This is a genomic window from Streptomyces sp. NPDC005752 (assembly GCF_040630715.1).
Classification (GTDB): domain Bacteria; phylum Actinomycetota; class Actinomycetes; order Streptomycetales; family Streptomycetaceae; genus Streptomyces.
In genome coordinates this window covers 146854-159812 of record NZ_JBEXYB010000002.1, presented here as the reverse complement: position 1 = coordinate 159812, position 12959 = coordinate 146854, and the positions used below count along the sequence as shown (strand labels likewise).

At 72.2% G+C, this 12959-nt stretch carries 10 protein-coding genes; 6 read left to right on the top strand and 4 right to left on the bottom strand.

The genetic code is table 11. From position 1 onward, the window contains the following. Window positions 1-92: 92 nt before the first annotated feature. Window positions 93-1061, bottom strand: a complete 969-nt coding sequence (locus ABZ441_RS02400) for a peptidoglycan-binding domain-containing protein (RefSeq protein ID WP_358967165.1) — start codon at window positions 1059-1061, stop codon at window positions 93-95. Between the two features lie 139 nt (window positions 1062-1200). Here ABZ441_RS02400 and ABZ441_RS02395 point away from each other — a divergent pair, with 139 nt between their 5' ends. After that, complete coding sequence (locus ABZ441_RS02395) at window positions 1201-3246, top strand: MDR family MFS transporter (protein WP_358967162.1); 2046 nt, start codon at window positions 1201-1203, stop codon at window positions 3244-3246. A gap of 16 nt (window positions 3247-3262) precedes the next feature. Here the strand turns inward: ABZ441_RS02395 and ABZ441_RS02390 are convergent, their stop codons facing one another. Then, window positions 3263-3739 carry a GNAT family N-acetyltransferase gene (locus ABZ441_RS02390; RefSeq protein WP_358967159.1) on the bottom strand — a complete coding sequence of 159 codons (477 nt, stop codon included), beginning with the start codon at window positions 3737-3739 and terminating at the stop codon, window positions 3263-3265. A gap of 60 nt (window positions 3740-3799) precedes the next feature. On the opposite strand from ABZ441_RS02390, the gene ABZ441_RS02385 reads away from it, so the two are divergent. Together ABZ441_RS02385 and ABZ441_RS02380 are read left to right on the top strand one after the other, a co-directional pair. Next, window positions 3800-4894, top strand: coding sequence for a serpin family protein (locus ABZ441_RS02385; RefSeq protein WP_358967156.1), 1095 nt, complete (start codon window positions 3800-3802; stop codon window positions 4892-4894). A gap of 198 nt (window positions 4895-5092) precedes the next feature. Continuing rightward, a complete protein-coding gene (locus ABZ441_RS02380) occupies window positions 5093-7225 on the top strand; it encodes a bifunctional glycosyltransferase 87/phosphatase PAP2 family protein (protein WP_358967153.1) in 2133 nt (710 codons plus the stop codon). Window positions 7226-7337: 112 nt separating this feature from the next. Here ABZ441_RS02380 and ABZ441_RS02375 read toward each other — a convergent pair whose 3' ends face one another. Then, window positions 7338-8690 carry an MFS transporter gene (locus ABZ441_RS02375; RefSeq protein WP_358967150.1) on the bottom strand — a complete coding sequence of 451 codons (1353 nt, stop codon included), beginning with the start codon at window positions 8688-8690 and terminating at the stop codon, window positions 7338-7340. A gap of 235 nt (window positions 8691-8925) precedes the next feature. Next, window positions 8926-9588, bottom strand: a complete 663-nt coding sequence (locus ABZ441_RS02370) for a TetR family transcriptional regulator (protein WP_358967147.1) — start codon at window positions 9586-9588, stop codon at window positions 8926-8928. A 155-nt stretch (window positions 9589-9743) separates the two neighbouring features. Between ABZ441_RS02370 and aroQ the strand changes: the two genes are divergently transcribed. The 3 genes from aroQ to ABZ441_RS02355 are packed head-to-tail and all read left to right on the top strand — an operon-like array spanning window position 9744 to window position 12959. Beyond that, entirely contained in the window at window positions 9744-10214 is a 471-nt protein-coding gene (aroQ, locus tag ABZ441_RS02365; protein WP_358967144.1) for a type II 3-dehydroquinate dehydratase, read from the top strand. Next, complete coding sequence (locus ABZ441_RS02360) at window positions 10211-11074, top strand: shikimate dehydrogenase (protein WP_358967141.1); 864 nt, start codon at window positions 10211-10213, stop codon at window positions 11072-11074. The genes aroQ and ABZ441_RS02360 overlap by 4 nt, the downstream gene beginning before the upstream one ends. Before the next feature lie 19 nt (window positions 11075-11093). Next, window positions 11094-12959 carry a TIM barrel protein gene (locus tag ABZ441_RS02355; RefSeq protein ID WP_358967139.1) on the top strand — a complete coding sequence of 622 codons (1866 nt, stop codon included), beginning with the start codon at window positions 11094-11096 and terminating at the stop codon, window positions 12957-12959.

Below are 12959 nucleotides of genomic sequence, written 5' to 3'. Positions count from 1 at the left end.
CGGAGGCTACTTTGTTCCCACACGATACAAAAACCTGCGCAGAAACGCCAATCCGGTGGTCCGGAAGCGGCGGAGCGAATCCGGAACCCCCCTCAGGAGCGGCGTCCCCCGCCGCTCGTCCGCGCCTCCAGGGCGCGACGAGTCTCCGGTCCGTAGACCCCTGGCGGGTCGCTCCTGACCGACACCCACCGCTGGTACTCGGCGACGGCCTCCTCCACGCGCTCCGAGTAGTCGCCGTCCTCCGGCCCCCGGTAGACCCAGGCCTCCTGCAGTCGACGCTGGAGCTCGGACACCTCGGCGCCGCGGTCCCCGCGCCGCAGTGTGGTCCCGGACTCCTCCTCGGCGGGCGGCGCCGCCGCCGCGGTGGTGGGGGCCCTGGTCGCGGACACCGAGGGCGCCGGTGACTTCGACGCGGCCGCCGAGCCCGACGGTGACGGGCTCGCGGACGGGGACGCGGTCGCCGAGGTCGACGCGGAGGCGGACCTGGACGGCGTGGCCGAAGGGCTCGCGGAGGCGGACGGGGACGCGGACGCGGACACGGAGGCGGCCGGCTCCCCGCTCACCTCCGGCGCACTCGTCGCGACCTCGGGCAGTGCCGCGTCCGTGGTGTCCTCGCCGTCGAACAGCCCGCCGGCGAACGCGGCCGTGCCCACCACCGCGGCTACCGCCGCCCCCACGGCGACCACCGCGAACGGCCGGCGACGGCGGGGCTGCACGGGGTCGGGGCCACCGTCCGCATGGGCCGCGGCCGTACGCCCACGGGTCTCGTCCGCGACGACGACGCCGGGCGTCGCGCCCGGCCCCGGCACTTCGCCCGCCGTACCGTCCAGGAACACCGGCGTCGTGACGGCCGCCGCCGGGACGCCGTGGTCCTGCGTGTCGTCGCTGTGCAGGGTCACGTACGGGCGGATCCGCAGCGGGTGGAAGTCCTCGGCCGCCGCGATCTCCGCCGAGCGGGCGGCCTGCCTGTCCCACGCGGCCGCACCGGCGCCGCAGGCACACCCGGCCCCGGGTCTCGCGCTCTGTTCGCCACCGCACTCCGGGCATACCTGTCCGGTCATCGTGGGTTCCCCTCCCCTTCGAACTGCCTGCGATTATGCAGGCCGTCGCAGGGAAGCCCAACGCCCGTAGTGCCGCTCGGCAGGCCATAACGGCACACAGCGGCCAGGATGGGGGTGAAGCGGACCCGAGGAGACGTTCATGGCCCAGCAGCTGAGCCCGCCACCCCTTGCAGCGGGTGAGGGGCGGTCCCGGCGGAGCGTCCTGGTGTCCATCGGTGCGCTCCTCCTCGGCATGCTGCTCGCCGCACTCGATCAGACCATCGTGTCCACCGCTCTTCCCACCATCGTCAGCGAACTGGGCGGCCTGGACCACCTGTCGTGGGTGGTGACCGCCTACATGCTGGCGGCGACCGCGGCCACCCCGCTGTGGGGCAAGCTCGGCGACCAGTACGGACGCAAGAAGCTGTTCCAGACGGCCATCGTCATCTTCCTGGTCGGCTCCGCGCTCTGCGGCATGGCCCAGAACATGCCGCAGCTCATCGGGTTCCGCGCACTCCAGGGACTCGGCGGCGGCGGGCTGATGGTGCTGTCGATGGCGATCGTCGGCGACATCGTCACCCCGCGCGAACGGGGCAAGTACCAGGGCCTCTTCGGTGCGGTGTTCGGTATGACCAGCGTCCTGGGTCCGCTCCTCGGCGGCTTCTTCACCGAGCACCTCAGCTGGCGCTGGGTCTTCTACATCAACCTGCCCATCGGTGTCGTCGCGCTGCTCGTGATCGCCGCCGCCCTGCACATCCCGGTCCGCCGCACCAAGCACCGCATCGACTACCTGGGCACCTTCCTCATCGCCTCCGTCGCCACCTGCCTGGTCCTCGTCGCCTCGCTCGGCGGCACCACCTGGGCCTGGAGCTCCCCGCAGATCGTCGCCCTCGCGGTCCTCGCCGTGGTGCTGCTCGTGGCGTTCGTCGCGGCGGAGCGCAGGGCGGACGAACCGGTGCTGCCGCTGAAGCTGTTCCGGATGCGGACCTTCAGCCTCGTCGCCGTCATCAGCTTCGTCATCGGCTTCGCGATGTTCGGCGCCATGACCTATCTGCCGACCTTCCTCCAGGTCGTGCACGGCATCAGCCCGACCCTGTCCGGTGTGCACATGCTGCCGATGGTCTTCGGGCTGCTGCTCACCTCGACCGGGTCCGGCCAGATCGTGAGCAGGACCGGCCGCTGGAAGGTCTTCCCGATCGCCGGTACGGCCCTCACCGTGGTCGGTCTGCTGCTGCTCCACACGCTCTCCGAGACCAGCTCCACCTGGACGATGAGCCTCTGCTTCTTCGTCTTCGGGGCCGGGCTCGGCCTGGTGATGCAGGTGCTTGTACTGATCGTGCAGAATTCCGTCGGTTACGAGGACCTCGGTGTCGCCACGTCGGGGGCGACGTTCTTCCGGTCCATCGGCGCATCGTTCGGAGTGGCCGTCTTCGGCACCATCTTCACCAACGGACTGACCGGCCAGCTCGAGGACGCGCTCAGCGGCCGTTCCCTCCCACCCGGTGTCGACGCCGGGGCGCTGGCCGCCGATCCCCGGGCCATCGGCCGGCTCCCCGCGGATCTGCGTCCCTCGGTCCTCAGCGCCTACTCGACGTCGATCACCGATGTCTTCCTCTACGCGGCGCCCGTCGTCCTGGTCGCGTTCGTCTTCGCCTGGTTCCTCAAGGAGGAACCCCTGCGCGGATCCGTGACGGCGCCCGACAGCAGCGAGACCCTGGCCTCGAACCCTGTCCAGCGTTCCTCGTACGACGAGTGCGCCCGCGCCCTCTCGGTGCTCGCCACCCGCGAGGGGCGCCGGGAGATCTACGAGAAGATCACCGAGAGGGCGGGCTACGACCTGCAGCCCGCCTCCAGCTGGCTGCTGCTGCGCATCAAACGGCACGGCACCGTCGAACCCGGCCGGCTGGCCGAGGTCGCCCCGGTGCCGCTGAGGGTGATCACCTCGGCCGCCCGTCAGGTGGAGGGGCTCGGCTACGCCCGGCGCGAGGGGATGCAACTGGTCCTCACCGAGCGGGGTGCGGAGGCCGTGGTCCGGCTGTCCCAGGCACGGGAGGAGTCGCTGGCCGAGCTGCTGGGCGACTGGTGGGGTCCTGACCGGCCCACCGACCTGGTCCGCCTGGTGACGGAGCTGTCGGCCGAGGTGAGCGGATCGAGCAGGGAGCGGCCCCACATGCCCGAACCGCGGCGCGACCACTCGGCCGGCTGACCCTCCCGCCCGGGGCTCAGAGCTCCTTGGCGAGCCAGTGCTCCGCGTAGGGGCCCTGGTTGAACGCCGGGACCTGCCGGTAGCCGTGCTTCGCGTACAGCCCCCGTGCCTCGACCAGGTCGTCGCGGGTGTCGAGCCGGATGTGCCGCACCCCGTAGGCCCGCGCGGCGCCCTCGATTCCAGCGAGCAACCGGCCGCCGCCGCCCGTCGAGCGGAAACCGGGCCGGACGAACACCCGGGTCAGCTCCGCCGTCGCCGCGTCGACCAGCAGCAGGCCCGCGCAGCTCGCCGGTTCACCGTCGTACCGTCCCACCAGGAACTCCCCGGTCGGCGTGGCGAGCAGATCGACGCCGTCGTCCCTCAGGCCGTCGTCGATCTCCGCAGCGGTCGCCGGCCGGCCCCAGTAACGGCTCGCCACCTCGTCGTAGTAGTCGCGTCGCAGCAGCGTCGCCTCAGGGGTGCCGAAGTGTTCGGGGGCCACGGTCCAGGTCATTGGTTCATTCTGTCCAGGGTGTGACAGGAAGACGAACCGATAAACGTGCAGGGGGAGACGATGACGGCGGACATGGACCTCGAAGCGGCGGTCCAGCGGCTCGGAGAGCGGTGGACGCGGGAGTTGGCCCGGCCGGGCGGGAGCAGCTTCGTGTGCTCGCCCGCCGGACTGTGGCTGGCCCTGACCGCCGTCGCCGCCGGTGCCCGCACGGAGACGGCCGCGGAACTGCGGGCCCTGCTCGGCGTGGCCGGACACGAGGCCGCCGCCGTCGTGACGGAGGCCGCGCGGGACTGGGGGCGCACCGAGGCGCTGAACGCGGCGACCAGGGTGTGGAACAGCGTGCCGCTCCACGAGGAGTACGAACGCTCGCTGCCCGACGTCGGGTTCGGCCCGGTGGACGTCGCGGAGGCCGACGCGTGGGTGCGCGAGCGGACCGGTGACCTGATCGAGCGGCTGCCGCTGTCCCTCGGTGGCGACGTCGCGCTCGCCCTGGTCAACGTCCTGGCCCTGGAGGCGCTCTGGCAGGTGCAGTTCGACACGGCCCGAACCCGTGACGTCCCCTTCACCGACGCGGCGGGTACGACCCTGCCGGTGGTGACGATGCACGCATCGGTCCGGCCGCGGGACGCGTGGACGGTGTCCGGCGCGCAGGTCGTGGAGCTGCGCTGCCGTGCGGAGCCGGGCGGGCCGGCACCGGCGCGGGTCAGGTTCGTCCTGGGTGAGGCGGGCGGGGGCGCCGCCCAGGTCCTGCCCCTGGCGTGGGCCCCCGAGGAGGAACGGGACGCCCTGGACGCCGACGGGGTGACCTTGTCGCTGCCGCGCTTCACCCTGCGGACAAAGATCCGCATCACGGACCAGCTGCCGGCGCTCGGTGTGCGGCGTGCCACGGACCCCGCCGTGGCGGACTTCTCCGGCCTCTCGCCCGTACGCCTCCACATTTCGGAGGCGGTCCAGGAGGCGGTGGTGAGGATCGGCGAGAAGGGCGTGGAAGCCGCCGCGGTCACGGTGGTGGCGACGAGGGCCGCAGCCCCGAGGCCGCGCGCGGTCAGGCACATCGCCTTCGACCGGCCCTTCGGCGTCGTCGTCCTGGACGGCTCGACGGACGTCCCTCTCTTCGCGGGCTGGCAGGCGGACGCCCCCGGGTACGAGGGCTGACCCGGCGCCCCGGAGGACCGCGCCACGGACGACACCCGAGGGCCCGCCCGCCGGGAGCGGGCATTGTTTCGGCACATCGGTGGTGACAGTCAGGCGAAGAGGGGGTTGATTGTGTCTACCTCATAGGGCAATGCGAGGCTTCATCCGCACATACCCGGGCCGAGGGGCAGTGCATGAAAACGGGAGGTTCGGCGCAGCGTGACTGATGTGGAGCGCAGTGTGCGGGGGGACGCGGCGGCGGAACCGGGGAGTGGGGTGCTCGCGCCGGACCGGACCGGGTCAGGTGCGATCCGCTCGAAGGACCCACGGGCCGCGGCCGCCGGAGCCGTCCTCTGGCTGCTCGTCGGCTTCCTGGCGGTACGACAGGTGGCCGTCGTGCTGCGCCGGCCGCCCGGCGAACGCCTCGCCGATCTGGAGACCTGGACGGGCGCGACCGGGGTCCTGCACATCGCGGGATCCCTGTACGACCCGGGCAGGTTCACCGGGACACCGTTCGCCGGGCTGGTGCTGAAGCCGTTGACGGTCTCGGCGGAACAGGCCCTCGGCGTCGCATGGACGTTCGGCTCGTTGCTGCTCGTCGTCCTGCTCGGTCATGTCGTCGTGCGCGCCCTGCCCGCACCGGTGAGCCGGCGCACCGCGTTCCTGGCCGCGCCCGTCGCGATCACCCTGCTGATGGTGTCGCTGCCCGTCCGCAACACCCTGCATCTGGGCCAGACCAGCATCCTGCCGGTCCTGCTGGTGCTCCTCGCCTGTTTCGCGGTACGCGGTGAGCGCCTCCCGGGCGTGCTCACCGGTGTCGCCGCCGCCCTCCAGCCCGCCGTACTGCTGTTCGCCGTCCTGTTCTGGCTCACCGGGAGGCGGCGGGCCGCCGTGGGCGGCGGCGTCACGTTCGCCGTGTGCACCGCGCTGGCCTGGGTGCTGATGCCGCGTGACTCCTGGGCGTACTGGGTGCACCATCTCGCGGGCGCGGGACTCGGCGAGCGCCCGGACGGTCTGGCCAACCAGTCCCTGCACGGCGCGCTGCTGCGTTTCGGGCTCCAGGGGCCGGCCGAGATCGCCGTGTTCCTGGCCCTAGCCGCCGTCGTCGTCGTTCTCGGGCTGCGCCGCGCGGCCCGCTACGCCCGGGACGGGCAGATGCTCCTGGCCGTTGCGGTCACGGGCTGCGTCGCCGTCGCCGTGTCGCCCACCGCCTGGCAGCACCAGCTGCTCTGGGTGCTGCTCGCCGTCGTCGGCCGGGTCGGGACCCGGGCCTCGGACCGGCTGGTCTGGCCCGCGGTCGTGGTGCTCGTCCTCACCCTGCCCGGGAAGGTGCTGCTGCCGAACATCGGTGTGATCCTTCCCGTACGCGACAACGGGCTGCTCATCGCCGCGCTCGGCGCCGCATGCGCGGTGCCCTTCCTGTCCCGCACCTCGCCCCACTGGCACGAGCCGGTCCCCACGGACCATGCGAAGCCGGTGCGGGCTCGCTACGCGTGGGTGCCGCTCCTGCCGTTCTGGCGCAGGGTGCTCAGCCGTCCCAACCTGCTGCTGGAGCTCCTGCTCACCCGGGTCGTCTACTCCGCCTACGCGGAGGTCCGGCTGGCGGCGACCGCCGGGCGTTCCACCGCGGAGGAGCACGGCCTGCAGATCCACTCGGCCGAGCAGTGGCTGCACATCGACATCGAGCACTGGGTCAACCACACCGTCGTCGGCATCCCCTGGCTGCGTGGCTTCTTCGACTACTACTACTCGACGTTCCACTTCATCGTGCCGCTGGTGATCCTCGGAGTGCTGTACGTGCGCCGGCCCTCCGACTACCGCTGGGCCCGCAGCACCCTCGGCTTCGCCACGGTCCTCGCCCTGGCCGGGTTCTGGTTCTACCCGCTGGCGCCCCCGCGCCTCATGCCGGGACTCGGCTTCATCGACACGGTCCACGGGGTGCAGGACCTCGACAGCCCCGACTTCGGGGCGCTGACCGCCGTCACCAACCAGTACGCGGCGATGCCGTCCCTGCACTTCGGCTGGTCGCTGTGGTGCGGTGTCGTGATCGTGCTGCTCGCACCGAAGGCCTGGATGAAGGTACTGGGGCTGCTGCACCCCCTGTTCACCGTCTCCGCCATCGTCGCCACGGGCAATCACTGGGTGCTGGACGCGGTCGGCGGGGCGGCGGTGGTGACCGCCGGCTTCGGACTGGCGTACGTCCTGGCCGGACCGCGCAGACTCCAGGTGGCCACCGGGACCGGCCCGAGTGCGGGAAGCGGCACCGGCACCGGCGCGGCCGGACAGCCGGACCGGGAGGGCGGGGACGCCGTGGACACGAAGGCACCGGAAGCCGCCGGCAGCAAGGCGTAGGGACACCCGGACCGCATCCGCGGAGGGGCCCGAGGGGTGCGGGGGCGCTTACACGAGCCGCCCCCGCACCCCTTCGGCATCGCCCCCTCACGTCCCCCGGGGGACGTGGGCGTCAGGCGTCGGCCTCCGCGGGCACCCCGGGGTGCCGCTCCCCGAGCCGGTCCGTCGGCACGTGGGCAGTCTCGCGTGCGGAGAACGCGGCGATGACCGGCGGGACGCAGAGCAGGGCGGCGAACAGGGCGACCCCGGCCCAGTTGTCGCCGTCGGGGCCGGCGATCTGCGAGGCGAAGGCAACGGCGAAGCCCGCGATGGCGAAGCCGGTCTGGGTGCCGATCGCCATGCCCGAGAGCCTGACCCGGGTGGGGAACATCTCGGCGTAGAAGGCGGGCCAGATCCCGTTGGCCGCGCTGTAGACGACGCCGAAGGCCAGCACTCCGAGGATCAGCGTCAGCGGATAGCTGCCGGTGGAGATCGCCCACAGGTACAGAGGCATCGCCACTGCGCTGCCGACCGCTCCGACGAGGAAGACCGGCCGCCTTCCGACGCGGTCGGAGAGCCGGGCCCACAGCGGGATGGTGAACAGGGCGACCACGTTGGCGAGCGCGCCCACCCACAGCATGCCGGTACGGCTCATGCCGACGGCGTCGCCGGTCGCGTACGACAGGGCCCAGACGGTGAAGATCGTGCTGACCGTCGCGATCACGGCGGCGGCGACGACCCGCAGGACGTCGGCCCAGTGGTCGCGAAGCAGTACGGCCAGCGGCATCTTCGCCACACCCCCGGTCGCCGCCTGCTCGGTGAAGACCGGGGTCTCCTCCAGGGTGCGGCGGATGACGTAACCCGTGACGGCGACGGCGACGCTCAGCCAGAACGGGATGCGCCAGCCCCAGGAGAGGAGTTGTTCCTCGGGAAGGGCGGCGACCGGGATGAAGGCCAGGGTCGCGATCAGCTGACCGGCCTGGGTCCCGTTGATGGTGAAGCTGGTGAAGTAGCCGCGCCGGTGCTGGGGCGCGTGTTCCAGGCTCATCGAGTTGGCGCTGGCCTGCTCGCCCGCCGCGGATATCCCCTGCAGGATCCGCAGGACGACGAGCAGAACCGGCGCGGCCCCGCCGATCTGGTCGCGGGTCGGCAGGCAGCCGATGAGGAAGGTCGAGATGCCCATCAGCATCAGCGTGAAGACCATGATCTTCTTGCGGCCGAGCCGGTCCCCGACGTGGCCGAGGAAGAGTGCGCCCACCGGACGGGCCGCGTAGGCGACACCGAAGGTGGCCAGCGACAGCAGGGTCGCGTTGGCCGGGTCGGACTCGTCGAAGAAGACCTTGGGGAAGATCAGCGCCGCCGCACTGCCGTAGATGAAGAAGTCGTAGTACTCCAGCGCGCTGCCGATCCAGGCGGCGAGCGCGGCCTTACGGGGCTGGGCCCGAGGCCCGGAGGGTGGACCGGCGGAAGGGTCGTGAGCTGTCACGTCGGGCTCCTTCGGGGGACGTTCCGTGCGGGGGAGAGGCGAGCGGACCCGGCTAATTAACGCACCAGTTAGTTAGTTGTGGATGGCTACGGATGGTGCGAGCAGTTGACGTCCCTGTCAAGAGTTCGCACAGGATCGACCCCGGTCCCCTTCGGGTGTCCGTGCCCCCGTGCCCCCGTGCCCCCGTGGAGTCCCGGCCGCCCGGCTCTGCGCCGCACGGCCGGTCCCTTCGGCCCTACGCCGCCCGGTCGGCCGTGAGATACGCGATGATCATGTCGCCCAGCATGGCCCGGTAGTGCTCCCGGCGCCCCGCCTCCACCAGGTCGCGCCCGAAGAGCGCGCCGAAGGTGTGCCTGTTCGCGATGCGGAAGAAGCAGAACGAACTGATCATCGCGTGCAGGTCCACGGCGTCGACGTCCGCCGTGAACAGCCCCGACGCGCGCCCCGTGTCGAGGATGCGCCGCAGGACCTCGATCGCGGGGGAGCCGATGCGGCTCAACTCGGCCGACGCTGCGATGTGTTCGGCCTCGTGGATGTTCTCGATACTCACCAGGCGGATGAAGTCGGGGTGGTCCTCGTGGTGGTCGAAGGTCAGCTCGGCCAGCCGGCGGACCGCCGCGACGGGGTCCAGGTGCTCGACGTCCAGCAGTTGTTCGGCCTCCCGGATCCTGCTGTACGCCCGTTCCAGGACCGCGGTGAACAACTGCTCCTTGCCGCCGAAGTAGTAATAGATCATCCGCTTCGTGGTGCGGGTGCTGGCGGCGATCTCGTCGACCCGGGCGCCCGCATAGCCGATGCGCGCGAACTCCCGCGTCGCCACGGTGAGGATCTCGTCCTTGGTGCGCGCCGCGTCGCGGGTCCGTGCGGCGGGCTGGGCGGGTCCTTCGGTGCTGGTCATCCGGATCCTTCGCGGCAGGCGGTGCGTGCTCGCGATTCTAGAGGCGGTGGGCCCGGCGGCCGATTCGGCCCGAGGGCTTCCCAGGGCGGCCGTCTTTGGGTATTACTAACTAACCAGTCCGTACATTAAGTCGCCATGTCCACGGGAAGTGAACGATGCCGAAGCCACCGGTCCCGCCCCCCGGCGTTCCCGTCCTCGTGCTGAACGGACCCAACCTCGGTCTGCTGGGCCTGCGCGAGCCCGAGGTCCACGGGAAGGACACCCTGGCCGACGTCGACGAGCTCTGCCGGAGCACCGCGGCGGCTCACGGGCTGCGCGCCGACTGCCGGCAGAGCAACCACGAGGGTGTGCTCATCGACGCGATCCACGAGGCCCGCACCGTGCACCGGGGCATCGTGATCAATCCCGCCGGCCACGGCCACACCTCGGTCGCCGTCCGTGACGCGCTCGCCGCCGTGGAGCTGCCCGTCGTGGGGGTCCACCTGTCGAACATCCACCGGCGTGAGCCCTTCCGTCACCACAGCCACGTCTCGGCCGTCGCCGACACCGTCATCTGCGGGGCGGGCGCACACGGATACACCCTGGCGCTCACCCACCTCGCCCACCTCCTGGAGGAGAACCGGTGAGCCCGGACTCGTATCTCGTCGGCCTCGTCGGCTCCGGCATCGGCCCCTCCCTCAGCCCCGCGCTCCACGAGCGCGAGGCGGACCGGCAGGGGCTGCGCTACCTCTACCGCCTCATCGACATCGGCGCCCTCGGAGTCCCGCCGGAGAGGACGGGCGAACTCGTGCGCTCCGCACGTGAGATGGGCTACGACGGCCTCAACGTCACGCACCCCTGCAAGCAGCAGGTCCTCGCCCACCTCGACGCACTCTCCCCGCAGGCCGAGGCGCTCGGCGCGGTCAACACCGTGGTCTTCGAGGGCGATCGCGCGATCGGTCACAACACCGACGCGACGGGCTTCGCCGCGTCCTTCGCACGCGGGCTCCCCGACGCGAGGCTGGAGCGGGTCGTGCAGCTGGGAGCGGGCGGCGCCGGCGCCGCCGTCGCCCACGCCCTCCTCACCCTCGGCGCCGGCCGGCTGACCGTGCTGGACGCCCTGCCCGACCGGGCGGCGGCCCTCGCGGCCTCCCTGAACCACCACTTCGGACCCGGCCGGGCCGCCGCCGCGGACCTCCTGGACATCGCGGCCCGGACGGCGGGCGCCGACGGCCTGGTCAACGCCACGCCCATCGGTATGGCGGCCCACCCCGGACTCCCGCTCCCCGCGGAGCTGCTGCACCCTGGGCTGTGGGTCGCCGAGGTCGTCTACCGGCCGCTGGAGACCGCACTCGTGCGCACCGCCCGTGCCCTCGGCTGTCCCACCCTCGACGGTGGAGGCATGGCCGCCTACCAGGCCGCCGACTCCTTCCGGCTCTTCACCGGCCGTGAACCCGACACCGCCCGGATGCTCGACGACATCGCCGACCTCACGTCCGCGCGCTGAAGCCCGCAGGAGGACCGACATGCGCACGTCCATCGCCACCGTCTCGCTCAGCGGAACGCTCACCGAGAAACTCACCGCGGCCGCGCGCGCGGGCTTCGACGGCGTCGAGATCTTCGAGAACGACCTGATCGGCAGCCCGCTCGGCCCGGAGGAGATCAGGGAACGGACGGCCGATCTGGGTCTGACGATCGACCTCTTCCAGCCGATGCGCGACATCGAGGCCGTCCCCGCAGGCGAGTTCGCCCGCAACCTGCGGCGCGCCGAGCACAAGTTCCGGCTGATGCGGAGCCTGGGCGCCGACACCGTCCTGGTCTGCTCCAGCGTGTCGCCGTACGCCGTCGACGACGACGGCCTCGCCGCCGAGCAGTTGCACCGGCTGGCGGACCTCGCGCAGGAGTCCGGTGTCCGGGTCGCGTACGAGGCGCTGGCGTGGGGCCGCCATGTCAGTACGTACGAGCACGCGTGGCGCATCGTCGAGGCCGCCGACCACCCCGCCCTCGGGATCTGCCTGGACAGCTTCCACATCCTGGCCAGGGGATCCGACGTCACGGGGATCGAGGCCGTCCCCGGCGACAAGATCTTCTTCCTGCAGCTCGCCGACGCCCCGCGGATGGCCCTGGACGTGCTGCAGTGGAGCCGCCACCACCGCTGCTTCCCGGGCCAGGGCGACCTCGACGTGGCTGGTCCGGTACGCGCCGCCGTCCGCGCCGGATACGACGGACCGCTCTCGCTGGAGGTGTTCAACGACGTCTTCCGCCAGGCCGACGCCGGCCGCACCGCGGTGGACGCCCGGCGCTCGCTGACGCTGCTCCAGGAGTCGGCGGGGCTCACCGCGCCTCCGGCGCCGGTCGTTCCCACCGGATTCGCCTTCGTCGAGATCGCCACGGCCGACACGGCGAGGATCGCGCCCCTGCTGACCGCGCTGGGCTTCTCCCGTACGGCCAGGCACTCCGGGAAGCCCGTGGACCTCTGGGAACAGGGCGAGGCCCGCATCCTGCTCAACACCGACACCGGCAGCCACCGGCCCGACCCCTCGCTCACCGCGGTGGGCCTGGAGAGTCCCGACCCCGCCGGGGCCTCCGCGCGGGCCGAGTCGCTGCTCGCCCCCGTCCTGCCCCGGCGCCGTGCCCCGGGCGACGCCCCGCTGGACGCGGTGGCCGCGCCCGACGGCACCGAGTTCTTCTTCTGCGTCACCGCGCGGCCCGCGGGTACCGGGCGGCCCGCGGGTACCGGGCGGCCCGGGGACACCGAGCGGCCCGGAGGTGTCGGAGACGGCGCGAGCCCCGGCTGGACCGGCGACTTCACGCCCGCCCCGCACACCCCCGCCCCCATCGGGATCAGGCGGATCGACCATGTCGCGCTGACCCAGCCCTGGCACCACTTCGACGAGGCGACCCTCTTCCACCGCGGCGTGCTGGGCCTCCGCCCGCACGCGAGCGTCGACCTCGCCGACCCGTACGGACTGCTCCGCAGCCGCGCCGTCAGCAACGAGGACGGCACGGTGCGCATCGCCCTCGGCGTCGGGGCGTCGCCCACCGAGGACCCGGCCCGGGGCGGGCGCCCCCAGCACGTCGCACTGATCACCGACGACCTCGTCACCACCGTCCGCCTCGCCCGCGCGGCCGGCGCCCGGCTGCTGCCGGTGCCCGCCAACTACTACGACGACCTGGCCGCGCACCACGAGTTCGCCCCCGGGGAGCTGGAGACCTACCGCGAGCTGGGGATCCTCTACGACCGCGACGAGAAGGGGGAGTTCCGGCACTGCTACACCGTGACGACCGGCCGCGTCTTCTTCGAGCTCGTCGAGCGCGTCGGCGGCTACGACGGCTACGGTGCCCGGAACGCCCCGGTACGGCTGGCCGCGCAGCACGCCCAGGCCGAGTGA

Excerpts from the sequence above, each read along its gene's own strand:
- ABZ441_RS02390 (WP_358967159.1), bottom strand. The coding sequence starts at position 3,739 with ATGACCTGGACCGTGGCCCCCGAACACTTCGGCACCCCTGAGGCGACG.
- ABZ441_RS02370 (WP_358967147.1), bottom strand. The coding sequence starts at position 9,588 with ATGACCAGCACCGAAGGACCCGCCCAGCCCGCCGCACGGACCCGCGAC.
- ABZ441_RS02395 (WP_358967162.1), top strand. The coding sequence starts at position 1,201 with ATGGCCCAGCAGCTGAGCCCGCCACCCCTTGCAGCGGGTGAGGGGCGG.
- ABZ441_RS02400 (WP_358967165.1), bottom strand. The coding sequence starts at position 1,061 with ATGACCGGACAGGTATGCCCGGAGTGCGGTGGCGAACAGAGCGCGAGA.
- ABZ441_RS02385 (WP_358967156.1), top strand. The coding sequence starts at position 3,800 with ATGACGGCGGACATGGACCTCGAAGCGGCGGTCCAGCGGCTCGGAGAG.
- ABZ441_RS02355 (WP_358967139.1), top strand. The coding sequence starts at position 11,094 with ATGCGCACGTCCATCGCCACCGTCTCGCTCAGCGGAACGCTCACCGAG.
- aroQ (WP_358967144.1), top strand. The coding sequence starts at position 9,744 with ATGCCGAAGCCACCGGTCCCGCCCCCCGGCGTTCCCGTCCTCGTGCTG.